General features: G+C 60.2%; 19 protein-coding genes, 1 tRNA gene and 2 pseudogenes. 16 read left to right on the top strand and 6 right to left on the bottom strand.

The window, feature by feature from the left end; all coding sequences use genetic code 11:
* Positions 1-183 precede the first annotated feature (183 nt).
* A complete protein-coding gene (locus tag DKY63_RS20550; protein ID WP_110965756.1) occupies positions 184-1689 on the top strand; it encodes a YdgA family protein in 1506 nt (501 codons plus the stop codon).
* 70 nt (positions 1690-1759) lie between these two features.
* Here the strand turns inward: DKY63_RS20550 and DKY63_RS20555 are convergent, their stop codons facing one another.
* Positions 1760-3283 carry an FAD-dependent oxidoreductase gene (locus DKY63_RS20555; protein WP_110965757.1) on the bottom strand — a complete coding sequence of 508 codons (1524 nt, stop codon included), beginning with the start codon at positions 3281-3283 and terminating at the stop codon, positions 1760-1762.
* Positions 3284-3423: 140 nt separating this feature from the next.
* On the opposite strand from DKY63_RS20555, the gene DKY63_RS20560 reads away from it, so the two are divergent.
* The 11 genes and pseudogenes from DKY63_RS20560 (at position 3424) to DKY63_RS33135 (ending at position 13884) form a co-directional block, all read left to right on the top strand.
* Complete coding sequence (locus DKY63_RS20560; RefSeq protein ID WP_110965758.1) at positions 3424-3990, top strand: YbhB/YbcL family Raf kinase inhibitor-like protein; 567 nt, start codon at positions 3424-3426, stop codon at positions 3988-3990.
* An 87-nt stretch (positions 3991-4077) separates the two neighbouring features.
* Positions 4078-5802, top strand: a complete 1725-nt coding sequence (locus DKY63_RS20565; protein WP_110965759.1) for a vWA domain-containing protein — start codon at positions 4078-4080, stop codon at positions 5800-5802.
* 29 nt (positions 5803-5831) lie between these two features.
* Entirely contained in the window at positions 5832-6413 is a 582-nt protein-coding gene (locus DKY63_RS20570; protein WP_239499416.1) for an RNA polymerase sigma factor, read from the top strand.
* Complete coding sequence (locus DKY63_RS20575) at positions 6410-7024, top strand: hypothetical protein (protein WP_110965761.1); 615 nt, start codon at positions 6410-6412, stop codon at positions 7022-7024. Before DKY63_RS20570 ends, DKY63_RS20575 begins: the two co-directional genes overlap by 4 nt.
* A 20-nt stretch (positions 7025-7044) precedes the next feature.
* Positions 7045-7314, top strand: a complete 270-nt coding sequence (locus tag DKY63_RS32405; protein ID WP_239499317.1) for a hypothetical protein — start codon at positions 7045-7047, stop codon at positions 7312-7314.
* Positions 7315-7652: 338 nt separating this feature from the next.
* Entirely contained in the window at positions 7653-8711 is a 1059-nt protein-coding gene (locus DKY63_RS20585) for a Gfo/Idh/MocA family protein (protein ID WP_110965762.1), read from the top strand.
* On the top strand, positions 8699-9556 hold the full coding sequence (locus DKY63_RS20590) for a sugar phosphate isomerase/epimerase family protein (protein WP_110965763.1): 858 nt from the start codon (positions 8699-8701) through the stop codon (positions 9554-9556). Before DKY63_RS20585 ends, DKY63_RS20590 begins: the two co-directional genes overlap by 13 nt.
* A 122-nt stretch (positions 9557-9678) precedes the next feature.
* On the top strand, positions 9679-11037 hold the full coding sequence (locus DKY63_RS20595) for an MFS transporter (RefSeq protein ID WP_110965764.1): 1359 nt from the start codon (positions 9679-9681) through the stop codon (positions 11035-11037).
* A gap of 100 nt (positions 11038-11137) precedes the next feature.
* On the top strand, positions 11138-11788 hold the full coding sequence (locus tag DKY63_RS20600) for a TetR/AcrR family transcriptional regulator (protein WP_110965765.1): 651 nt from the start codon (positions 11138-11140) through the stop codon (positions 11786-11788).
* Between the two features lie 350 nt (positions 11789-12138).
* Positions 12139-13026 (top strand): annotated as a pseudogene (locus tag DKY63_RS33130) (HAMP domain-containing protein); the annotation flags it as partial.
* Positions 13027-13119: 93 nt separating this feature from the next.
* Positions 13120-13884, top strand: coding sequence for a methyl-accepting chemotaxis protein (locus DKY63_RS33135; protein WP_430523162.1), 765 nt, complete (start codon positions 13120-13122; stop codon positions 13882-13884).
* Here the strand turns inward: DKY63_RS33135 and DKY63_RS20610 are convergent.
* The 3 genes and pseudogenes from DKY63_RS20610 to DKY63_RS20615 form a co-directional block, all read right to left on the bottom strand.
* Positions 13769-15082, bottom strand: a complete 1314-nt coding sequence (locus DKY63_RS20610) for an Abi family protein (RefSeq protein ID WP_110965767.1) — start codon at positions 15080-15082, stop codon at positions 13769-13771. The genes DKY63_RS33135 and DKY63_RS20610 overlap by 116 nt on opposite strands.
* Before the next feature lie 162 nt (positions 15083-15244).
* Positions 15245-15339, bottom strand: a pseudogene (locus DKY63_RS32960) (restriction endonuclease); the annotation flags it as partial.
* 61 nt (positions 15340-15400) lie between these two features.
* Positions 15401-15477, bottom strand: a tRNA-Arg gene (locus tag DKY63_RS20615).
* Between the two features lie 348 nt (positions 15478-15825).
* On the opposite strand from DKY63_RS20615, the gene gabD reads away from it, so the two are divergent.
* The 3 genes from gabD to DKY63_RS20630 all read left to right on the top strand — a co-directional run bounded on the left by gabD (position 15826) and on the right by DKY63_RS20630 (position 20079).
* A complete protein-coding gene (gabD, locus tag DKY63_RS20620) occupies positions 15826-17268 on the top strand; it encodes an NADP-dependent succinate-semialdehyde dehydrogenase (protein ID WP_110965768.1) in 1443 nt (480 codons plus the stop codon).
* A 185-nt stretch (positions 17269-17453) separates the two neighbouring features.
* Positions 17454-18731 carry a 4-aminobutyrate--2-oxoglutarate transaminase gene (gabT, locus tag DKY63_RS20625; RefSeq protein ID WP_110965769.1) on the top strand — a complete coding sequence of 426 codons (1278 nt, stop codon included), beginning with the start codon at positions 17454-17456 and terminating at the stop codon, positions 18729-18731.
* 136 nt (positions 18732-18867) lie between these two features.
* Positions 18868-20079 carry an HDOD domain-containing protein gene (locus DKY63_RS20630; protein ID WP_110965770.1) on the top strand — a complete coding sequence of 404 codons (1212 nt, stop codon included), beginning with the start codon at positions 18868-18870 and terminating at the stop codon, positions 20077-20079.
* A gap of 124 nt (positions 20080-20203) precedes the next feature.
* Here the strand turns inward: DKY63_RS20630 and DKY63_RS20640 are convergent, their stop codons facing one another.
* Complete coding sequence (locus tag DKY63_RS20640; RefSeq protein ID WP_110965771.1) at positions 20204-21193, bottom strand: sensor domain-containing diguanylate cyclase; 990 nt, start codon at positions 21191-21193, stop codon at positions 20204-20206.
* A gap of 225 nt (positions 21194-21418) precedes the next feature.
* Complete coding sequence (desA, locus tag DKY63_RS20645) at positions 21419-22600, bottom strand: delta-9 fatty acid desaturase DesA (protein WP_110965772.1); 1182 nt, start codon at positions 22598-22600, stop codon at positions 21419-21421.
* A gap of 140 nt (positions 22601-22740) precedes the next feature.
* On the opposite strand from desA, the gene dibA reads away from it, so the two are divergent.
* Complete coding sequence (gene dibA, locus DKY63_RS20650; protein WP_110965773.1) at positions 22741-24660, top strand: phosphodiesterase DibA; 1920 nt, start codon at positions 22741-22743, stop codon at positions 24658-24660.
* The last annotated feature ends 122 nt before the right edge of the window (positions 24661-24782 follow it).

The following is a 24782-nucleotide window of genomic DNA, read 5'->3' on the forward strand; positions in this document are numbered from 1 at the left end:
GGAGCAAAGCTTGCTCGCGATGGCGATCTAATGAACACCAAGACTCCACACTCTTTCACCTCCATTCGTTGGTCCACTCCACACGCCTGATGCTAATCTGCACCCCACTTGTCGAGCCACGACCCGCACAGGGATCAGGGAAGACGACCACACCCTCAACTACGGGCATTGATCGGGTCATTCATGAATAAATCAGCAGGCGTGTTTCTGGGAATCGTTGTGGCCATCGGTGCAATCAGCGCCGGCGGTGCCTGGTACACCGGCACCAAGATCGAAAGTGTGCTCAACACTTCCCTGGCCGACGCCAACCAGCAATTGCAGGCTGCATTGGTCGGGCATAAAGGCACCGCAAAAGTCGAACTGGTTTCCCTGGAACGTCACGTATTCAGCAGCACCGCCCACTACCGCCTGACCGCCGAAGGTGAAATGTTCGGCGAGGCGCCGGTCGAATTGCTGTTCGTCGATAAACTCGAACACGGTCCGCTGCCATTCTCGCGCCTGGTATCGCTGAAGTGGCTGCCAGTCATGGCCTCCAGTCACTACGAGCTGGAAAAGACGCCGCTGACGGAAAAATGGTTCGCCGCCACCAAGGATGCTTCGCCGCTCAAAGGCGTGGTCAACATCGGCTACGACAATTCCACCAACGGCTCGCTGGAATTGCTGCCGCTGGAAACCGCGCTGGATGACAAGTCCAGCCTGAAATTCTCCGGTCTCAAAATCGACGTCTCCGCCAGCGCCCAGGCACAGAAGGTCAAGGCGGACGGCTACATGGACAGCCTGAAGCTGGTCACCGTCGCTGAAGATCAGGCGCCGGTGCAGGTGGATTTGAACGGCCTGACCCTGGCCAGCAACCTGAGCAAAAGCACCTACGGCTATTACACCGGCGAGAACACCCTCACTCTGAGCAACAGCAAGGCTACCTTCAGCCCGAAACAGACGGTGATGGGTTTCAAGAACTTCGAAATGAAGAACCAGACCCAGGAATCGGGCACCAGCGCTTCGGGGCGTGCCGATTACAAGATCGACGAAGTGTCGGTCAACGACAAGAAGGTCGGTTCCGCGCAGATGGCCCTGAGCCTGAAGAATCTCGACATCCCGTCGACCCTGGCGTTGATGGAGATTTACCAGACCCGGCTGCAACCCTACGAACAGGCTGTCGCCGAGGCGACCGAGGCCAATCTGCCGGCCCCGGAGCTGAAGCTGACCGAAGCCGAAGAGGCGGTGATCAAGACCAATCTGGAGACGCTGCTCGCCGCCGGCCCACAGGTCGCGCTGGAGAACCTGTCGCTCAAGACCACCAATGGCGAGACCCGCGCCAACCTGAAGCTCGACCTGACCAAGCCACCGTCGGTGGAGGTGCCCGCCGATCAACTGGTCCGTCAGTTGATTGCCTTGCTGGATATCAACATTCAAGTGTCCAAGCCGATGCTCATCGACGTGCTCAGCCTGCAATCGCAGCTGGACGGCCAGACCGACGCCAAACTGATCGCCGATCAGGCCAGCGCCTCGGCCGACATGTTCAGCAGCATGGCAGTGGGTTCACAACTGGCGAAACTGGATGGCAACAATGTCGTCAGCAAACTGCACTACGCCAACAACGAGGTGGATTTCAACGGGCAGAAAATGACCGTTGAACAGTTTGTCGGCTTCCTGATGAGCAAGTTTGGCGGGACTGTCGAAGTCCAATAACGACTCCAGGAAACAAACCTGTGGCGAGGGGATTTATCCCCTCACCACATGCAACACACGGCGTCATAGTTCACCCCCTGATCAAACGCCACGCCTCATCCACCGACAACGGCTGCTTCATCCGCTCGGCGAGCATCGCCATCGTCCGGTCTTCTTCGCAGGCCACCGCCGCCACCACCACACCGTTCTTGCCAAACAGCCCGACAAAGGGCGGGTTGAACGGGTCGCCCTTGAACTCCACTTCGTCCCAGGCCTCGGCGTGACCGAGGTAGTCGTAGCTTTTGCCGAAGTGCCAGGTCCAGAAGTAAGGTACGTCCAGATAATGCTCATCGCCCCCGAGCATGTTCGCCGCGGCAATCCGCGCCTGTTGTTGCGCCAGGCGCCAGTGCTCGATGCGCCGTGGCTGGCCGTTGAGCGGGAAGGTCGCGATGTCGCCCGCCGCCCAGAGTCCATCCGCCAAGCGCATGCCGCCATCGACGCGCAGCGACTGATCCTTTTCCCTGGGCAGGTCGGCAAAAGGCCCGGTCGCCGGGCTTACCCCGATACCGACCAGCACCAGATCCGCCGGCACGCGTTCGCCATTGTTCAGGCGCACAGCTTCGACTTTGTCCGTGCCTTCGATCTGCGCGGCTTCGCCCTCGGTGCGGAACACCACGCCGTGGGCCTGATGCAGGGCCAGGATCGCCTTGCCCACGGTTTCACCGAACTGTTTGGCGAAAGGCACCGGGTGACGGGCCAGCACAGTCACCTCGAACCCATGCTCGCGCAGCGCGGAAGCGGACTCCATGGCGATAAAGCTGTCGCCAATGATCACCACCCGCTCGCCGGGTTTGGCACTGTGCAGAATCTGCTGCGCATGGGACTTGGAGCGCAGGACGAACACCTGAGGCAAGTCGGCGCCGGGCAACTCCAGCGATTTCGGCGTGCCGCCGGTTGCCAGCAGGGCGGCGTTATACGTCACGGATTGATCGTTGGCCAGGTGCAGGGTTTTGCCGGTGGCGTCCAGGCTTGCAACCTCGGCCTGCATACGCTCGATGCGTTGTTCACGGTAAAACGCCTCGTCGCGCAACGGCGGGACATCCTCCGGTGGCGTTTCTCCGGCGAGCACGAATTTGCTCAACACCGTACGGTCATAACCGGCCTCGGCTTCGCGGTCGATCAGCATTACCCGACCGCCGAAACCCTTCTCTCGCAGCGCTGCGGCTGCTGCCGTACCAGCGGCACCGGCACCGACAATCACAAAGGTGCGCTCGTCATCGGCGGGCGGTGTGTGCGCATCCGACAACGGTTGATCATCCACCCAGATTTCGTCCCCCCGCACTTCCAGCGGGTAGCGCTTGAGGCTGTCGAGGGCCGGTGGTTCGCACAAGCCACCGTCCTCGATGCGGAACTGAGCCTTGTGCCAAGGGCAGGTGAGGCGGCCATTGCACAGCGCGCCTTCAGCCAGCGGCGCGCCGGCGTGGGGACACTCGCCTTGATAGGCGCGCCATTGATCAGCGACGTTGAGCAGAAGAATTTTCGCGTCCCCGGCCTGCACTTCAAGGCCACGGTTTTCGGGGACGTCTTTGACATGGGCGACGCGATGCAAGGTCATGATCGCTCTCCAGACAGGCATTTCATTTAAGAGTCTGGCGCCAATTCAGAGGTTCAGCCAATTCCCACTGCCAAGGCGCGAAGGGTCCAGCTATAGTTTGCACGCCGACGACGGCCCAACCTCGCACCAGGTGCTCCGGTATGACCCGATTGACCTCATTGAACCCTTGGCTCGCTGCTCTGGCAGTCGCCCTTTGCGTGCAGTTGCCGGTACAGGCTGCGACCCAGGAGCGCTTTACCCTGAACATCCCGGGTGTGTCGGATGACCGCCTGTTCACCTCGGCCGCGGCCAGCGACGCGGCCGGTTGCGGCGGGAAAAATATTTCCCCGGCATTGGCCTGGAACGCAGGCCCGACGGGCACCCTCAGCTACGCCATCGTCATGCACGACCCGGACGGCCAGAAAGGGCAGGGCTCCGATCATTGGTTGCACTACGGCATCAAGGCCAGCACCCGTCAGATCCCGGCCGGTGTCGGCGCCAAATCCGCGTTTGAAGGCGTGAGCGGCACCAACAGCAAAGGCACCACTGGCTACGTCGGCCCGTGCCCGCCTGTGGGCGACAGCGTGCATCACTACATCATCCAGATCTACGCCCTGGACCTGGCGCCGGAAGCCTTGCCGGCCGGCCTGACCCGCGCGCAGTTGCTGGAAAAGATCAAAGGCCACGTGCTGCGCAACAGCAGTGTGGTGCGGCGTTATCACCGCTGAAAATTTTTTTAAGCGGTTTAACCCGAATCGAAAGGGCTGCCCGTCTCACAGGATGAATGGATCAAATTCATCCTGAGGTCAGCCCCCATGTTTTCCCCTCTGCCGTCCCTTCCCCTGCATTACCTGCGCCCGGCCGCCCAGGGTTTCGCCGCCGGCTTGCTGCTGGCTGTTGCCGGTTGTGGTGTTTCATCCAAACCCGAGTCTGCGGCGGTGCCGGCGCAGTCCGAGTTGAAAGCCGAAGCCTTGGTGCGACACGAAGCACTCATGGCCGATTCGGTGGCGGGCGCTGGCGCGGTGACCAAGCGCAGCGCGCCGATGGCAACTTTCGCGCCGATGCCTGCCGGCGAAGCTTATCCACAGGGCTATCGCGATGAGCAGCGGGAGAAGTATCAAACGCTTGTGGATAACCCTATCCACAGCGTCGCCGAAGCCCCCGTTTCGACCTTCAGCGCCGATGTCGATACCGGCGCCTACGCCAACGTCCGCCGCTTGCTCAACCAGGGGCGCCTGCCACCGGAGGGGGCGGTGCGGCTGGAGGAGATGGTCAATTACTTCCCCTACGACTACGCCTTGCCCACCGATGGCTCGCCTTTCGGTGTAACCACCGAGCTGGCGGCCTCGCCGTGGAACCCGCACACCCGCTTGCTGCGCATCGGCATCAAGGCGTCGGACCGTGCAGTGGCGCAGCTGGCACCGGCGAACCTGGTGTTTCTGGTGGACGTGTCCGGCTCGATGGACCGCCGAGAAGGCTTGCCGCTGGTCAAAAGCACGCTGAAATTGCTGGTCGATCAACTGCGTGAACAGGACCGGGTGTCGCTGGTGGTCTACGCCGGCGAATCCCGCGTGGTACTGGAGCCAACTTCCGGGCGCGAAAAAGCGAAAATCCGTACCGCCATCGACCAATTGACCGCAGGTGGCTCCACCGCCGGCGCCTCGGGCATCGAACTGGCTTATCAACAGGCGCAACGGGCGTTTATCCCCAAGGGGATCAACCGCGTGCTGCTGGCGACTGACGGTGACTTCAACGTCGGCATCAGCGACTTCGACAGCCTCAAGCAAATGGCTGTGGATAAACGCAAGACCGGCGTTTCCCTGACCACCCTGGGTTTTGGTGTGGATAACTACAATGAGCAGTTGATGGAGCAATTGGCCGATGCCGGCGATGGCAACTACGCCTACATCGACAACCTGCGCGAGGCCCGCAAAGTGCTGGTGGATCAACTCGGCTCGACCCTCGCCACCGTGGCCAAAAACGTCAAGCTGCAGGTGGAGTTCAATCCGGCGCAGGTCAGTGAATACCGGCTGCTGGGCTATGAAAACCGCGCACTCAAGCGTGAGGATTTCAGTAACGACAAGGTCGATGCCGGTGAAATCGGTGCAGGACACACGGTGACGGCCTTGTACGAAATTGTTCCCGCGGGCGAGAAGGGTTGGCTGGAACCGCTGCGTTATGGGAAGCGGTCTGATTCAGTTGCCGGTAAGAATGGGGAAATGGCGATGCTGCGTGTGCGTTACCAACTGCCGGAGGGCGGGAACAGTCGCCTGATCGAGCGGCCCATCACCGATAGCGTGAAACCGGCCAGTGACGATCTGCGCTTTGCCGCCGCCGTGGCCGCGTTTTCCCAGCAGCTCAAGGACGGCCGCTACACCGGCGAATTCAGCCTCAAGGACACCGAAGCGCTGGCCCGTGGCGCACGGGGAGAAGACCGATTCGGCCTGCGCGGCGAGTTCGTGCAATTGGTGGAACTGGCGCAGAGCCTGCGCACCACCACGGCGTCGAATCCGACAGACACTGCACGACGGATTGAATAGTGAGCCGACTCAAAGGGTTCATCAGCCAGCTGTTCGCACCTGCCAACAGCGCCCAGGCCAGTAGCGACGAAGCGCTGCTGGCCCGTTATCGCGAGGGCGACGGCGCGGCGTTCGAGATTCTGTACACGCGCCATCGCCAAGGCCTGTACCGCTTTTTACTGGGGCTCAGCGGCAGCGCGGAACGGGCCGAGGAGGTGTACCAGGACACTTGGTTGAGCCTCATCCGCAGCGAAAGTCAGCCACAGGGCAGGGCGACATTTCGTACGTGGCTGTACCAGATTGCCCGCAACCGTCTGATCGATCACTGGCGCAAGCACGGAGTCCATCAACCGCTGCACGACAGCTACGACGAACAGGCCCACGCCCTGACCGACGAATCCACCGATCCCGAACAACTGCTGAGCCTGAGCCGCGACAGTCAGCGCCTCGACGCCGCCCTGCAAAACCTGCCCGCCGACCAGCGCGAAGTGTTCCTGCTGCGCGCCTACAGTGATCTGGACCTGCCGCAGATCGCCACCCTCACCGAAACACCGCTGGAAACGGTCAAGAGCCGCCTGCGTTACGCCCAGCAAAAACTGCGTCGGCTGCTGGCCGAGGAGGTACTGACATGACTGACGCCAAGCGAACAGCGCAAGACCAAGTGCTGGAGCACTACCGCGAACATGGCAGCGGAGAACCGCCGGCCCATCTAGATGTATTCATCTTGGCCGCCGCGCAGCGAGAAGTGCCGACGCCGAAGCCGGGTCTGTGGCAACGCTGGATTCGCGCCTGCCAGCAACCACGCTGGCAAGTGGCATTCGCCAGCCTTGTCGGCGTCGGTCTGATGCTGGCGTTGGTGCAACGCGCGCCCGAATCAGTGCCGAGCTACGACTTTGCACCTGCGTCGAAAGCCTCCGCCCCGATGGCCAAGAAAGAAGCCGAACCCGCAACGGCCCGATCACTGGCCGCCCCGGCCGGCGCCATGTCAGCACCCGCAGCACCCATGGCGGAAATGGCCGCCCCGGCACAGCGCGAATCCTTCAATGCCGACATGGCTGGTGAAGCCAAAGCCAGCAAGCCCGCAGCAGCCCCGGCGAAATCCTTGGACGAACAACTGCGCGAAGTCATACACCTGCAAAAAACCGGAAAAACCCAAGCCGCCGACAAGCTCCTGGCCGACCTGCAAAAACGCTTCCCCAAAGAAAACCTCAGTAACCGGCTCAAGGACATGCAGAAAAACTGATCGGCAAATCACACGAGCATTTGGCAACCAGCCCCGAAAGCGCGCACTATCGGGCCATAGTCGATGCGTTGGAGCATGCCGTGACAAAAAAAATCGACCGCATCGCCCAAATGCTCAACTGCCCGGAAAAGGGCGAAGAACTTCGGCGAGCGATTACCGAGAGTCGTAAGGATTTTCTGCTGAACCAGCCGGAAGAGGCTGAGGCTGACGACCTTGAAGAGGAATTCTTCGAGGACGACGAAGACGACGAGGATGATGAGTACGACGAGTTCGATTGGACGACAGAATGACAAAAACCGCTTCGGCGGTTTTTTTGTGCGCCAAATTTGGCCCTTTTGAGTGCTGGCGTTCGGAAAGGATGGTAGGACCGTTTATTCCCTAGATAGGGAATTGGTTTATTCTATTTTTCGCGATAATTCAGGATATTTTTAGTTTTAGTGAATAAAAATTGCTCAAACTCATGATTTTTATAAAAACACACCGAAATGAACCAAATGGATAATTAGTTGAAATTCCTTTTTAAGGGAAATAATCTAGCTGCGGTGGTGAGTGCTGCCACGAATGGACACCTGTTCAAGCGATTTTCAGGACAGGTTTCCATGATTAATTCCCCTAAACAGGAAATAACATGAAAAAAATCCCGATCGGCGTCATTGGTGCAGGGTTAATCGGCAGGACGCACATCGAGCGCGCCATGGCGGCCGACAATGTGGAATTGGTGGGCATCGCCGACCCATCGCCCGAGGCACAGGCATTGGCTGCCACCCTGGGCGTCCCGTGGTTCGAGCACTACGGCACGATGCTGCAAGTGGCGAAACCGCGTGGTGTGGTGGTCGCGACGCCCAACGTCACTCATGCCGATGTGGCCGTCGATTGCCTTGCGCATAAGGTGGCCGTGCTGGTGGAAAAGCCGATCGCCGATACCCTGGAAAACGCCCGGCGAATCTGTGCCGCTGCTGCCGCTCACGGTGTTCCGGCACTGGTCGGTCACCAGCGTCGTTACAACCCGATCATGCGACAGGCCAAGTCGATCGTGGAGGCTGGTCTGCTCGGGCGTCCGGTCAGCGCCACCGCGCTCTGCACCTGGCTCAAGCCGGATGAGTATTTTGAAACTTCGTGGCGTCGACAGGCCGGTGGCGGACCGGTGCTGATCAACCTGATTCACGACATCGACCTGCTGCGTTTTCTCTTTGGTGAGATCGAAAGCCTGCAAGCGATCACATCGAACAGCGTTCGCCGCTTCGAAGTAGAAGACACGGCCGCCGTGATGCTGCGATTCCGCAACGGCGCGCTCGGCACCGTGTCGGTCTCTGATACCACCGCAGCGCCGTGGAACTGGGATTTGTCGGCGGGCGAGGCTGAACGTTTCCCGCGACAGGACGACGTCAACTCGCACTTTTTCTCCGGCACTGAAGGTTCCCTCACGCTGCCGCGCCTGGAGCTTTGGCGTTATCGCGACCATCCGGGTTGGCATGACGCGATCACGGTCGAGCGTGCCGTGCCGCATATCGGTTGCCCGTACGCCGAGCAGATTCGCCACTTCTGTGCAGTGATTGAAGGGACGGAACAACCGGTGTGCTCCGCCGAGGACGGCTTGCGCACTCTGGAAGCAACCTTGGCGGTGCATGAGGCCGCTCGTTCCGGCGGCACCGTGCAATTGGACGGTGACACATCATGGGGCGCCTGATTGGCCTGGCACCGCTCTCGCACCTGGAGCTGACGCCAGTGGCGATGATCGAATGTGCGGCGCTCACCGGCTTCGACTGCGTCGGCCTGCGTTTGATTCCGGCGACGCCGGATGAGCCCCGGCACGACAGCGTCGGTGATACCCCGTTGATTCGGGAGGTCGCCCGGCGCCTGCGCGATACCGGTGTGCAGGTTTCGGACATCGAGTTGTTTCGCCTGCAATCCACCACGCAACTGGACGGCTTTCGCGCCGCGCTGGAAACCGGTGCGCTGCTCGGCGCGCGCAACGCCGTGGTGTCGGGGCAAGTGGATGATTTCTCGCAGATGGTCGACTTGTTCGCCGGTTTCTGCGAACTGGCAGCAGAGTTCGATATCAGTGCCAATCTGGAGCCCACGCCTTGGGCTGCAGTCGACAACCTGGCTTCTTCGGTGCGCCTGATCGAAGCGACGGGGCGTGTGAATGCCGGCATTCTGGTCGATCCGATTCACTTTGACCGGGCCGGCGATAGCGTCGATGCGCTGGCCGGACTGCCGTCGCAGTACTTCCGCCTGATGCAGTTGTGTGATGCTCCCGCGGAGCGCCCGGGTCGCCTCGAAACACTGCTGTATCAGGCGCGCAACGAACGACTGATGCCGGGTGACGGTGGCCTGGATCTATCGGGCCTGTTGAGGGCGATGCCCGCCGGTATCCCCCTGAGCCTGGAAGTGCCGATGCGTCATCTCGCAAAGGAAATGCCAGCGGTAGAGCGCGCCAGGCGCATGCTGGAGAAAACCCGTGCATTGCTTGCCAGCCTGGAATCAGACACCACTGTCGCGGTTCCCGGGAGGTCGTCTGTTTGTCACTGAATGACGGGCTCGCGATCAGGTGTTCGGCTGGCCTGACGCAATAACAAAAACAATAAGGCATCCAGGCTGCGCAGCGATCTTCGCTGCCCCTGGATAGCCGTAAAGTGGTACCGGAGGTAAGTATGAGCACCCAGGCAACAGAACATAAGAAAACGCCGGGCAAAGCCGCGTTCGCCGGCTGGATCGGCAGTGCGATGGAGTATTACGACTTCTTCATTTATGGCACGGCGGCAGCGCTGGTCTTTGGCAAGGTTTTCTTCCCGGCCTCTGCTCCGGCAACCGGCATCTTGCTGGCGTTGGCCACCTTTGGCGTGGGCTATATCGCCCGGCCCATTGGCGCGTTATTTCTCGGGCACCTTGGTGACAAGTTCGGGCGCAAGCGGGTGCTGGTGCTGACCTTGCTACTGATGGGGGTGTCGACGTTTCTGGTCGGATGCCTGCCGAGTTACGACAGTATTGGCGTCGCCGCGCCGATCATGTTGGTGATATTGCGCTTGTGCCAGGGCTTTTCCGCTTCTGGCGAACAGGCCGGCGCGAACTCGATGACGCTTGAGCACGCGCCGTCCAGGCAACGTGCCTTCTTCACCAGTTTCACCTTGAGCGGCACACAGGCCGGTCTGATCCTGGCCACTCTGGTATTCCTGCCCATCTCCAGTCTGCCAGAGGAACAACTGTTGTCCTGGGGCTGGCGCGTTCCGTTCTGGCTGAGTGTCGTGGTGCTGATTGTCGGTTACTTGATTCGACGCAACATCGAAGAGACACCGGTTTTCCAGGAAGAGCGTGAGCGCAATCAGACCGCACGGATGCCGCTGGCGACGCTGTTCACCGACTACAAGAGTGATGTCGTGCGCGTTGCGCTGGCCGCGCTGGTGTCCACGGTCAGCACGGTGTTCGGCATCTTCTCGCTTTCCTATGCGGTCAACATCGCCGGCATCGAGCGCAGCACCATGCTGTGGTTGACGATCATGACCAACGTTGTCGCGCTGTTCGTCATTCCCCTGTGGGCCAAGCTGGCCGACCGTGTCGGGCGCAGGCCGGTGTACTTGTTCGGTGTGCTGGCAAGCGGCGTGATGATGTTCCCGTACCTGTGGTCGATCGAGCAGCACAACCTGCCTCTGACCTTTGTCCTGGGGATATTGATGTCGGGTATCTGCTTCAGTGCGGCTAACGGAATCTGGCCGGCGTTTTTCGGCGAGATGTTCAGTACCCGGGTGCGTCTGTCGGGGATGGCCATCGGCACCCAGGTCGGGTTTGCGCTCTCGGGGTTCGCACCGATCATCGCGGCCGCGTTCATGACCAGCAGCGACCGGCCATGGCTGCCCGCCGCCTGTCTGACGCTGGTGGCCTGCGCCATCGCTGCGTATGCGACCTGGACGGCGCGGGAAACCTACAATGTGGAAATGGAGGACCTGGGTCGCGATGCCGTCGCCGAAAAACCACAGGCAAAGCCAGGCGGCCAGTATCAAATGAGCACTGACTGATCGCTGGGGTGGAGGTCCGGGATCAGACCTCCACCGCCTCCGTCGACTTCGGGTATTCTGCGAGGCTTCAGTCATCAGGATCTCGACCACTTTCTCGCTCATGGCCGACTCAACCAACGAAGCAACCCAGGGCAAGCGTTCGCGCAATGCCAAGCGTTCGCAGCAAACCATCCTTTTGGCAGCCCGCTCGGTATTTGCCGAGCAAGGGCTCGAAGGCGCCCGGCTGGAAGACATTGCCGAGCGTGCCGGCGTCGATAAACGCCTGATTTACTACTACTACGCCAGCAAGGAGGAACTGTTTCTTTGCGTGCTGGAAGAGGGCTACCTGGAGTTGCGCCAGGCCGAGCGTGAACTCGATCTGGAAAGCCTGAAGCCAATGGACGCCATTCGCCGGCTGATCGAATTTTCGTGGCGTTACTACAACGAACACCCCGATTTCATGGCCCTGGTGAACAACGAAAACCTGCACCGCGCCCGGTACCTGGCGACCTCGGCACGATTGCCGGAGATTCGTTCATCGCTGGTGGATAGCTTGGGCAGGATTCTGGAGCAGGGGCGGGTAGACGGGGTGTTTCGAGGCGGAGTCGATCCGGTCCAGCTGTATTTCACCCTGGTCGGCCTGACCTACTTTTATCTGGCCAACCAGCACACCCTGTCGACCATCCATGGGCGCGATCTGGTGACACCCAAAGCGCTCAATGAGCGGTTGTCCCATGTGACGGAAGTGATATTGGGTTTTCTGGTGCGCTAAAGGCCGGCTTGGCGTCACTCAACAAAAAGCCTCAGATCCATTGGGTCTGAGGCTTTTTCGTTTCTGTCATATGGCATGGCGTCGCTTCGCGTATAGAAAAACAAACAAACCTGTTCAATATCTTATTCAAGCGGTCGATACAGTGCCGAAGCTATTGATATAGCTCGTGCCAATCACCAATAACGCCTTCGTGGACACGACCCGTTATGAATAAAAACCTCCGATTCAGCCACAAGATCCTGCTCGCGGCGTCGCTGATCGTGGTAGCCGCCTTCACGCTATTCACGTTGTACAACGACTACCTGCAGCGCAACGCCATCCGCAAGGATCTGGAAAACAACCTCCATGAAATGGGCGAAGTCACGGCGGCCAACATCAAGAACTGGTTTGACGGTCGCACCTTGCTGATCGAAAACCTGGCGCAAAACGCGGCGTTGAACCCGGAGATGGCCAGCATCACCACGTTGATGGCACAGAAAACCCTGGTATCGAGCTTCCCCAGCACCTACGTCGCGACCGCCAAAGGCGAATTCGCCATCCTGCCTGATGCGAAGATGCCCGACGGTTACGATGCGCGCACTCGCCCCTGGTACAAGCTGGCCGAGGCCAGCAGTAACCTCGCCATGACCGAGCCGTACGTCGAAATGGCCACCAACACGCTGGTGGTCTCGATGGTCGCCGCTATCCGCAAGTCAGGGCAGACCGTCGGGGTGATTGGCGGTGACGTGAGTTTCGGTGCGCTGGTCGACATCATCAACAAGCTGGATCTGGGCGGAGCGGGTTACGCGTTCATGGTCAGCTCCGATGGCAAGGTGCTGGTCCACCCCGACAAAAACATGCAGATGAAGAGCCTGAGTGATCTGTTCCCGCAGGGTACGCCACGGATCAACAGCGAGCTGACTGAAGTCCAGGCCAATGGCCAGACCCGCCTCGTTACTTTCGCCCCGATCAAGGGCCTGCCTTCGGTGAACTGGTACATCGGCCTGTCCATCGACAAGGACAAGGCTTTCTCCAGACTCAGCGAATTCCGTTCTTCGGCGGTGGTAGCCACAGTGTTCGCCGTGGTCTTCATCATTGCCCTGCTGGGCATGTTGATTCGCCTGCTGCTGCAACCACTGCAGGCCATGAGCCGCGCCATGGAAGATATCGCCGAAGGTGAGGGTGATCTGACCAAGCGCCTGGCCATTCATACCCAGGATGAGTTCGGCATTCTCGGCAACGCCTTCAACCGCTTCGTGGAACGTATTCATACCTCTATCCGCGAAGTGTCGTCGGCCACCGAGCAGGTCAACGAAGTTGCCCTGCGTGTGGTGAGCGCCTCGAACTCGTCGATGGTCAATTCCGACGAGCAGTCCAATCGCACCAACAGCGTTGCCGCCGCGATCAATCAACTGGGAGCCGCCGCTCAGGAAATCGCACACAACGCCGCGCAGGCTTCACAACAGGCCAGCTCCGCCCGCCACCTGGCCGAAGAAGGCCAGCAAGTGGTCGATCGCAGCATCCAGGCAATGAACCGCCTGTCGGACCTGATCGTCACCTCCAGTTCGCACATCGAAACGCTGAACAGCAAGACGGTGAACATCGGTCAGATCCTCGAAGTGATCACCAGCATCTCCCAGCAAACCAACTTGCTGGCGCTCAACGCTGCCATCGAAGCGGCGCGTGCCGGCGAGGCAGGGCGTGGTTTTGCCGTGGTCGCCGACGAAGTGCGCAACCTGGCCCATCGCACCCAGGAATCGGCGCAGCAAGTGCAGAACATGATCGAGGAACTGCAAATCGGCGCCCGCGAATCGGTCAACACCATGGGCGAAAGCCAGCGCCACAGCCAGGACAGCGTGTCGATCGCCAACCAGGCGGGCGAACGCCTGGGCAGCGTGACCCAGCGTATCGGCGAAATCGACGGCATGAACCAGTCGGTGGCTACCGCCACGGAAGAGCAGACCGCCGTGGTTGACTCGATCAACATGGACATTAACGAGATCAACATGCTGAACCAGGAAGGCCTGGAGAACCTGCAGTCCACTTTGCGTGCCTGCTCGGATCTGGAACAGCAGGCCAGCCGCTTGAAGCAATTGGTGGGCAGCTTCCGGATCTGACGGGGGCCAGTGGCAACAAAAAAGCCCCGAACCTTGCGGTCCGGGGCTTTCTCGTTCTTGCGTATGGCGGGGTGATTGACGAGGTGTCCCCAGCCTTTATAATCGCCAGCAACACGGCCCCTGTCGGTTGATGCGCTTCGGCGCAGAGATTGCTCAGGGGTTTTTTATTGCCTGAAACTTTCTGTTTACCAGTCGCGTTTCTGCCAGTCTTGGTCGATTCCCATCCCATCCCGTCTAGTCTGAGACCCAGATGCGCTAGATTGGGAAAATCGTTCTCCAGCAATGCCTTCATGCGCTTTCCCCAACTCGACGATGGGTTAATAACCTTCATCAGGTGCTGGGTGATGCACAAAAGCATGAAGGGGCGAGCGCGACGATGTGGGTCATCATGGAAAGCTGAAAACGCTGGCGTCTGCTCCTTGGGTGGCAGCTTCGGCTGATCAACGATATTTCGGTTCCACAGACGACTATGATGGGCGCAGACATTCCTCAGGTAATTCAGGCTGCGCAGCCAACTCGCGAAAATTCTGCCGTTGCTGATGCCATATTCCTGCGAAATAGCATCCTGATCAGCCTCAGTCATGCCGGCGTAAAGCATCGAAAGCGTGCCGAAATCCCAAACCTCACACGCCACCCAGACCGCCAATGGAAGGCCGTACTTTTCCTTGTTGTGGCGAATAAAGTCTTCGTTCGAGCGATTGATCAACGCGGCGTGTTTACCAAGCCAGACATGGTGTTTGGTCAGGCCGGTTTGCCCATCCAGCTGGGTGGAGAAGCTTTCATGGAACAACTCCGGTCGTAAGTAAGCAAACTTTTCGTGTTTGCCCAGCCCGTGCGAAATATCTACCCGTAAAGCGATTTCAATGCGCTCCAGGGCATCCATGACCAACAGCCGCAACTTTTTATCGAAGACGTACAGATCGACTGCATTCTGGAAAGTCGTACCAGGCTTGAAGTTGTCGAGCGGAATGCGAGTAGGCTTGGTCTTGGTGGGTCTCTTTGCGCCCTGCCGAATGACGGGACAGCAGAGTTCGGTACGCTCGCGAAAGGCAAACCAGTAACCGCTGAGGCGGTAGTATCCGATACGTTCCAGAAACTCCAGCGCTTTAGGCGGATCAGTCACAGCCATCCCTCGAGCCATCAGCAACTCAAGCTGCTTTTGATAGCTTTGCCACGGTTTTGGATAGCCTTGCGTCATCCGTGCATCCCCCGGCCACCCTTGGCGGCCTTTCCTTTTATTGGTTTCAAGTCGACTGCCCGAAGCGTTGGAGCGACTTTTTTCCTCCAGCGGGTTCGAATCAAATTCGATGGGGGTTACAAAGGCAAGTAGATAAGCTTCAGCGGAACCAGTCGTTTGGTTTCCGAATCCGTCCGGCGATGCGGTGATGTCTTTCCCGCGCTCCGGGCCAGCAGGGGAGACTTGAGGCTTGTAGCCCTGGCCCGCAAGATCCCGGCCGAACTCAGAGCACAAAAAAGCCCCGAACCTTGCGGTCCGGGGCTTTCTCGTTTTTGCGTATGGCGCACCAGGCGGGATTCGAACCCACGACCCCTGCCTTCGGAGGGCAGTACTCTATCCAGCTGAGCTACTGGTGCAGCGGGCGCCATGATACTCATATGCATGGCAGGCGTCCATGCTGCTGAATCGCTTGCGTTTTTTTAAAGCTGTAACGCGTGCCTGCTACGTTGATCAGAAAAACGCAGCAAAAAAGCGCTTTTCGTTCTTTTTTTTGAACGCCCTATTGTCCTTTACCCCCTTTGATCCTAGGATTCGTTTGAGATTTCAAACGCTCTTGTCTGGGTGCTGAACCGCACGAATCCAATACGTGCGCTATTTATGTGCTTCAGCCCGGTGAATGATTTCCCTGACGGCAGCCTTAGAAGGCGCCTTTCGACAATCACAAAATTGCTCCGCCCCGTGCGGTGCTGTTAAGGAAAGCCGACATGCAGCTTAAAGATACCCAGTTGTTCCGCCAGCAAGCCTTCGTCAATGGCGCTTGGGTCGATGCGGACAATGGTCTGACCATCAAGGTCAACAACCCGGCAACGGGCGAAATTCTGGGCTCCGTGCCGAAAATGGGCGCTGCCGAAACCCGCCGTGCCATTGAAGCTGCTGATAAAGCGCTGCCGGCCTGGCGTGCACTGACCGCCAAAGAGCGTGCGGGCAAACTGCGTCGCTGGTTCGAACTGATGATCGAGAACCAGGAAGACCTGGCTCGCCTGATGACCCTGGAACAAGGCAAGCCACTGGCCGAAGCCAAGGGCGAAATCGTTTACGCCGCTTCCTTCATCGAGTGGTTCGCCGAAGAAGCCAAGCGCATCTACGGTGACGTGATTCCTGGCCACCAGCCTGACAAGCGCCTGATCGTGATCAAGCAGCCAATCGGCGTGACCGCAGCGATCACTCCGTGGAACTTCCCTGCCGCGATGATCACCCGTAAAGCCGGCCCGGCCCTGGCCGCCGGTTGCACCATGGTGCTCAAGCCTGCTTCGCAAACCCCGTTCTCCGCTCTGGCCCTGGCTGAGCTGGCTCAGCGTGCCGGTATCCCGGCTGGCGTGTTCAGCGTTGTCACCGGCAGCGCCGGCGACATCGGTACCGAGCTGACCAGCAACCCGATCGTTCGCAAGCTGTCCTTCACCGGTTCGACCGAAATCGGTCGTCAACTGATGGCCGAATGCGCCAAGGACATCAAGAAAGTCTCCCTGGAACTGGGCGGCAACGCGCCGTTCATCGTGTTCGACGACGCGGACCTGGATAAGGCCGTCGAAGGCGCGATCATTTCCAAGTACCGCAACAACGGCCAGACCTGCGTTTGCGCCAACCGCCTGTACATCCAGGACGGTGTCTACGACGCGTTCGCCGAGAAGCTGAAAGTGGCCGTGGCCAAGCTGAAGATCGGTAACGGTCTGGAAGAAGGCACCACCACTGGCCCGCTGATCGACGAAAAAGCCGTGGCCAAGGTGCAAGAGCACATCGCCGACGCCCTGAGCAAAGGCGCGACCGTACTGGCCGGTGGCAAGCCGATGGAAGGCAACTTCTTCGAGCCGACCATCCTGACCAACGTTCCGAGCAACGCTGCCGTGGCCAAGGAAGAAACCTTCGGTCCACTGGCGCCGCTGTTCCGCTTCAAAGACGAAGCCGAAGTGATCGCGATGTCCAACGACACCGAGTTCGGTCTGGCCTCGTACTTCTACGCTCGTGACCTGGGCCGTGTGTTCCGTGTGGCTGAAGCCCTGGAATACGGCATGGTCGGCGTCAACACCGGTCTGATCTCCAACGAAGTCGCGCCTTTCGGCGGCATCAAGGCTTCGGGCCTGGGCCGTGAAGGCTCCAAGTACGGCATCGAAGATTACCTGGAAATCAAATACCTCTGCCTGGGCATCTAAGCTCCCGGCAAGGCATTGCTTCAAACGCAAAGGGCACGAGAGCGCTGACCCTTTGCGTGCTTCAAACGGAATTTTCTCGGTGGCCGGGAACGCTGTGGCAGTCGATCATCGCATGCTGCCGCTGTTGTTCCCCGCCGCTTAATCCTTGAACCACGCCGACCGATGAGCGGCGAATGAGGAATGTAATGAGCAAGACTAACGCTGATTTGATGGCCCGCCGTACCGCAGCAGTTCCACGTGGTGTTGGCCAGATTCACCCGATCTTCGCTGACTCCGCGAAGAACGCCACCGTGACCGACGTTGAAGGTCGTGAGTTCATCGACTTCGCTGGCGGTATCGCTGTACTGAACACCGGCCACGTGCACCCGAAAGTCATCGCCGCCGTGACCGAGCAGCTGAACAAGCTGACCCACACCTGCTTCCAGGTACTGGCCTACGAGCCTTACGTAGAAGTGTGCGAAAAAATCAACGCTCGCGTTCCAGGTGATTTCGCCAAGAAAACCCTGCTGGTGACCACCGGTTCCGAAGCCGTTGAAAACTCCATCAAGATCGCTCGCGCCGCCACTGGCCGTGCCGGCGTGATCGCTTTCACCGGCGCTTACCACGGTCGCACCATGATGACCCTGGGCCTGACCGGTAAAGTCGTGCCTTACTCCGCTGGCATGGGCCTGATGCCAGGCGGCGTGTTCCGCGCGCTGTACCCGAACGAACTGCACGGCGTGAGCATCGACGATTCGATCGCTTCCATCGAGCGCATCTTCAAGAACGACGCCGAGCCGAAAGACATCGCCGCGATCATCCTCGAGCCGGTTCAGGGCGAAGGTGGTTTCTACGTCGCTCCGAAAGAATTCATGAAGCGTCTGCGTGCCCTGTGCGACCAGCACGGCATCCTGCTGATCGCTGACGAAGTACAGACTGGCGCTGGCCGTACCGGCACTTTCTTCGCCATGGAACAGATGGGCGTTGCTGCCGACCTGACCACCTTCGCCAAATCCATCGCTGGCGGCTTCCCGCTGGCCGGTGTGTGCGGCAAGGCCGAATACATGGACGCCATCGCTCCAGGCGGCCTGGGCGGCACCTACGCTGGTAGCCCGATCGCTTGCGCCGCGGCCCTGGCCGTGATGGAAGTGTTCGAAGAAGAAAACCTGCTGGACCGCTGCAAGGCAGTCGGCGAGCGTCTGGTCACCGGCCTGAAGGCCATCCAGGCCAAGTACCCGGTAATCGGCGAAGTCCGTGCCCTGGGCGCGATGATCGCGGTCGAGCTGTTCGAAGGCGGCGACAGCCACAAGCCAAACCCGACTGCTGTTGCAGCCGTGGTGGCCAAGGCGCGCGAAAAAGGTCTGATCCTGCTGTCCTGCGGCACCTACGGCAACGTTCTGCGCGTCCTGGTACCGCTGACCTCGCCGGACGAGCAACTGGACAAAGGTCTGGCAATCATCGAAGAGTGCTTCGCTGAACTCTGATCGCCGAGTGTGACCTGATTCACAAAAAACCCGCTTCGGCGGGTTTTTTCATGCCCGGGCAAATGCTGCCGTTGCTTTTTCACTGTATCGAATGGCCAGCATTGGCTAAGGTTTCCGCATTGCCAGGGAGAGCTGTATGACAGTTGTCATTTTACCCGCCGCTCCAAGAGTGCTGATTGCCGAGGCCGACCCCTGGTCCCGGGATCTGCTCAAGGAAGTGTTGTTGAACGTACGCTGCGATGCGCGGCTGGATTTGTGCGCCAATGGCCAGCAGGCGCTGGAGTTGCTGGCAGCCAATCCCTATGACCTGGTGATCGCCGACTGGGAATTGCCCGGCGTCGATGGCCTGAATGTGTTGCGCAGCGTGCGCCAGCGCAAACGCAACCCGCCCTTGCCCTTCATCCTGATGAGCAGCCGCAACGACAGTGCCAGCGTGCGCGAAGCCTTGCCGCTGGCACCCGCCGCGTACCTGACCAAACCGCTGAACATGGAAAGCCTGACCCACCGCCTGCAGGACCTGCTGGTCAATGCCGGTGAGGAGGTCGCCTGCGAGGTGCCGTCGCTGGCACCGGGCATGACCTTGTCGGTGTACCTGGAGCGACGCCGTGAACTGGCGGAAGGCGCGCCGCTGATGACGGACGTGCAGTTGGCGGTCAAACGCAGCCTCAATCCCAACGGCCTCGATCTCATCAAGCTGGAAGACGAAATCCGCACCGACCCGCAGGTCACCGCCGTGCTGATCGCTGCCGCCAACAGCGCGGCCCAGCACCATGGCGCGGCTGTACAGACCCTGTCCCAGGCCTTGCATCGATTGGGTACGGGCCAAAGCATGAACCTGATCCTGGGGCTGGCCCTCAAGCGCAGCGCCAAGCTCAGCGATCCTCACCTGGCCGACTATGCCGAGCGTTACTGGGAGCTGTCGCTGCACACCGCCGAGTACGCGCGAACCCTGGCGCGTCTGCTGGATCTGGATCAGGCGCGCTGCTACTGCGCGGGCATGCTGCATCGCCTGGGTGATTTGGCGCTGTTGCGCTGCCTGCAGGAGTGGAAGCAGGCCGGTGGCCAACTGGACGATCAGGAAGAAGTGGGCGAAGCACTCGCCGAGTTTGGCGCGGCCTACGGTTCGGCGCTGCGCACCCGCTGGCGTCTGCCGCTGGAGTTGCGCCAGCTGATTGCCGCGGCCTATCAGCTCGGTGGCGGGGTTTATTCCCGTGAAGCGTTGGTGATGAACATGGCGGCGCAACTGGCACGGCTGACGGAGCATGAGGGCGTTGAGGAGCTGGCGAAAAGCCGGACGGCGCGGCTGCTCAAGATCGGTTTGCCGGAGCTGATGCGGATGCGCAAGTAGGGCTTCACAAAAAACCTGTAGGAGCGAGCCTGCTCGCGATAGCGGTCTTACAGCCAACATCAATGTTGAATGTCAGTCCCTCATCGCGAGCAGGCTCGCTCCTACAGGGGATGTGTCAGGCCTGTCAGCCCGTGACAATCCTGTTCTTCCCCTCCCGCTTGGCCCGGTACATCGCCGCATCCGCACGGGCGAAAAGGCTTTCGATGGTTTCATCTTTTGCGCTCAGGCGGGTCAGCCCCTGGCTGACGGTAATGCCGAACACCTGGCCGTCATGCTCAAAGCTCAGGCTCTGGATCTCCCGTTGCAGGCGTTCGGCTACTTGCAGCGCCATCTCGGGAGTGCAGCCGGGGAACACCGCGGCGAACTCCTCGCCACCAATGCGCCCGAACAGATCTCCCCGGCGCAGCGCCGCGCGGCCACTGTCGGCGATGCGTTGCAGCACGTTGTCGCCGGCCTGATGGCCGTAGGTGTCGTTGATCATTTTGAAGTCATCGATGTCCAGCATCAGGAACGACAGCGGGGTGCCGTGTTTGCGTGCCAGCTCGAACTCTTCGTGGGCGCCTTCGAAGAAATGCCGGCGATTGCTGCTGCGGGTCAGGGCATCGGTGGTGGCCAGGCGATGCAGCTCGGTTTCCATGTGCTTCTTGTCGGTGATGTCTTCAGCGATGCCGACGATGATCACCGGCTGGCCCGGTTCGGCCTGGCGGTTGATGAAGCATTTGTCGCTGATCCAGCGCAGGCGACCGTCGGCGTCGACGATCCGGTATTCGCGGTCTTCAACTTCGCCCTTGACCAGCACTTGGGCAAGGCTGCGCTCGGCGTAGTCCAGATCGTCGGGGTGGATGCTGTCTCGCCATTGGTTGCAGTCGGCCAGCAGCCGGTCGGCGCGGTGGCCGAAAATCCTTTCATAGGCGGGGCTGACGTACAGCACCCGGCGGGTATCCCAGTTGAAGGCCCAGAGCACCGCGTTGACGCTTGCCAGCAAGGTGTCGAGCAGTTGTTCGCGCTCGCTCGGGCGCGCTACCTCGCTCTGGGCTTGCATGAGGGCCAGCAGGGTCTGCGCGGTTGCCGGCCACTGCGCCGGGGGCAGGTCTTTGGGGTTTTTATTGAGCATCGGCACAACTCTCAAAGGGCGTGCGCCCGCCGGGGGGCGAAGTGTCTTTGAGATAGGGGATGCGGGATGAAGTTCCCGCTTTGTGAGGCGAGGCGCCGGGCGGCATCGTTGACGCTCAGACTCATGTAGGAGCGAGCCTGCTCGCGATAGCGGTCTTTCAATCAACCTATGCGTTGAATGTCAGTCCCTCATCGCGAGCAGGCTCGCTCCTACAGTTTTGAGGTGTCAGGCCGCAGGGCGCAGCGAGTAGGTTTTGAGCTGATCGGCGAAGTCGCGCAGGGACTGAATCCCGCTGGCCTCGGCCTCGTGCACCCAGTCCTTGATGGCGGCGAGCATGTCGTGACCGTTGGAGCTGGTCTTGACCCAGATCTGCTGCAGGGCCAGGCGTTTTTCGTAGATGACCTTCAGCGCCTGGCTGTGTTCGAGCATGGTCTGGATGCGCACGTGGTGGCGGTCGTCCAGCAGGCTGGTTTCCCGCGAGAGCAGGCGCTTGGCGCGGCGGAACTGGTGACGGACCGAATGATCGACCTTGGCCAGTTCCTGCTTGACCAGCGGCCCGATCACCAGCTTGCGGTACTGGGCCATGATCTGGAAGCGGTTGTTGAGGATCGCCATCGCGGTGTCCATGTCCAGGTTGCCCTTGCCTTCGACGCGGTGGGCAATCGGCGCGACCCGCTGGACCTTGGCCAGGCGCAGGAAGCTGAACACTTGAATCCAGGCCCAGCCCAGATCGAACTCCCACTTCTTCACCGACAGCTTGGCCGAGTTAGGGTAGGTGTGATGGTTGTTGTGCAGTTCTTCACCGCCGATCAGGATGCCCCAGGGCACCAGATTGGTCGCCGCATCGCGGCACTCGAAGTTGCGGTAGCCGATGGCATGGCCCAGGCCATTGACCACGCCGGCGGCCCAGACCGGAATCCACATCATCTGGATGGCCCAGATGGTGATGCCGATGGTGCCGAACAGCAGCAGGTCGATGACCCCCATGATCATCACCCCCAGTCGCGGGTAGCGGCTGTAGAGGTTGCGCTCGATCCAGTCTTCCGGGCAGTTCTTGCCATAAATGCGCAGGGTCTCGGCGTTTTCCGCCTCGGCGCGGTACAGCTCGGCGCCTTTGCGCAGCACCGTGGACAGGCCCTTGATCACCGGGCTGTGCGGGTCGTCGACGGTTTCGCACTTGGCGTGATGCTTGCGGTGGATCGCCGTCCACTCGCGGGTGTTCTGCGCCGTGGTCAACCACAGCCAGAAGCGGAAGAAATGTTTCAGGCCGGCATTGAGCTCAAGGGAGCGATGGGCTGAGTAGCGGTGCAGATAGACCGTGACGGCGACGATTGTCACGTGGGTCATCAGCAGGGTGACCGCGACCAATGACCAGGCCGACAAGCCGAGAAAACCTTCGTACCACATAGGCTATAGGGCCCTCGATAAAGAAAAAAACAGCCGTTGCATTATCCCCATGCCCACAGAGAAAACCAGTCGCCCTTTCAGATAAGAGTGGCCCTTTTGCTTTATAATCCCGGCATTTCTGTAAGGACATGGACCGTCTTATGTCTGCCGGCTATCGCGCTGCCACGCGTGCAACGTTGTTCTACCTGATGATTTCCGGGATCTGGCTACTGCTCAGTGGCTATTTATTGAACAGTTTCTTCGATAATTCCGCCGAGCTATCGCGATGGCAACTGATCAACGGTTGTGCCTGGCTGCTGTTCAGCGCCGGGTTTGTCTTTATCAGCGGGGCGCGATTGGCGCGTCGTCTGGGGATCGGCCCAAAATCACTCGATAATGTCGAAGATCGTGAGTATTTGCGCCAGGCCGCCGCTGTTTTCGATTGCACCCGTGAAGGGGTGCTGGTGACCGATCGCGCGGGCCTGATCGTTCACGTCAATCCGGCCTTCATGCGCATCACCGGTTATCAGCGCGACGAGGTGCTGGGCCAGCGACCCAACCTGTTCAAGTCCGGCCGCCACTCGGTGGATTTCTACCAGGCGATGTTCGCGACCCTCGACCGGGAAGGCCAGTGGAGCGGAGAAATCTGGAATCGACGCAAGAGCGGCGAAATCTATCCGCAGTGGCAAACCATCCGCGTCATTCATGACGACCAGGGGCAGCGCAGCCATTTCGTCGCGGTGTTCTCCGATATCAGTGCGATCAAAAATTCCGAACAGGAGCTGATGCACCTGGCGCATCACGATCCGTTGACCGACTTGCCCAATCGCCTGTTGTTCACCGATCGCGCGAAGCAGGCCCTGGCGTCGGCGCAGATGCATAAGCGAGGTTGTGCACTGCTGTTGATCGATCTGGATCACTTCAAGATGATCAACGACAGCCTCGGCCACACCATCGGTGACCAGTTGCTCAAGGAGGTCGCCGAGCGCCTGAAGGCCATGTTCGGTCCGGGCATCACCCTGGCGCGACTGAGTGGCGACGAGTTCGCCGTGCTGGCTGAAAGTTGTCCACAGCCGGAGCAGGCCGCTGCGCTGGCACGACGCATCCTCGATGGGCTCAAGGACGCGTTTGCGGTTGATGGGCATCAGTTGTTCATCAATGCCAGCATTGGCATCAGCCTGTTCCCCAGCGATGCCTTGAGCGCCGAACAACTGCTGCGCAATGCCGATGCGGCGCTGTTCAAGGCCAAGAGCGCCGGGCGCAATGATTACGCGCTCTATACCGAAGAGCTGACTGCCCATGCCCAGCAGCGGGTCGAGACCTCGTTCGAATTGCGTCATGCACTGGACCAGCAGCAGCTGCGGGTTTACTACCAGCCGGTGCATGACCTGCGCACCAGTCGATTGATTGGCGTCGAAGCGCTGGTGCGCTGGGAGCATCCGCAGCGGGGGCTGGTGTCGCCGGCGGAATTCATTCCAATTGCCGAACGCACCGGGTTGATCGCCGAAATCGACGCCTGGGTGATGCAGCAGGCGTGTCGGCAAATGTGCCAATGGCAGCAGGCCGGCGTGGAGCTGGCGTTTGTCGCGGTGAATATCTCCTCGCGCCTGTTCGCTCGCCGCGAGCTGTATGAGCACGTGGCGCGGGTGCTGCACGAAACCGGGTTGAATCCGGCCTGCCTGGAGCTGGAGGTCACCGAAAGCGCGGTGATGGAAGATGCGGAAGTGGCGCTGGAGCAGATGTATCGCCTGCGTGAACTGGGTGTGCAGCTGGCCATCGACGACTTCGGCACCGGCTATTCATCGTTGCTGCGGCTCAAGCGCCTGCCGGTGCAGAAGCTCAAAATCGATCAGGGTTTCGTCGCCGGATTGCCGTGGGACGAGGACGACGCGGCCATCGTCCGGGTGATCATCGCCCTGGCGCAAAGCATGGGCATGCAGGTGCACGCCGAAGGTATTGAACAGGCCGAGCAGGCGGCGTTCCTGCTCGAGCATGGCAGCCAGCTGGGGCAGGGCTACTGGTTCGGGCGGCCGGTACCGGCCGGGCAGCTGGATTGGACGCACGCGCCGGTGATTGGGTAATCCTCCATACCCTCCAATTGATGCCCAAACCTGTAGGAGCGAGCCTGCTCGCGATGGCGCCAGAACATTCAACATCACCATTGATTGGTCTACCGCTATCGCGAGCAGGCTCGCTCCTACAG

The sequence above is a fragment of the Pseudomonas putida genome (genome assembly GCF_003228315.1).
Lineage (GTDB): Bacteria > Pseudomonadota > Gammaproteobacteria > Pseudomonadales > Pseudomonadaceae > Aquipseudomonas > Aquipseudomonas putida_S.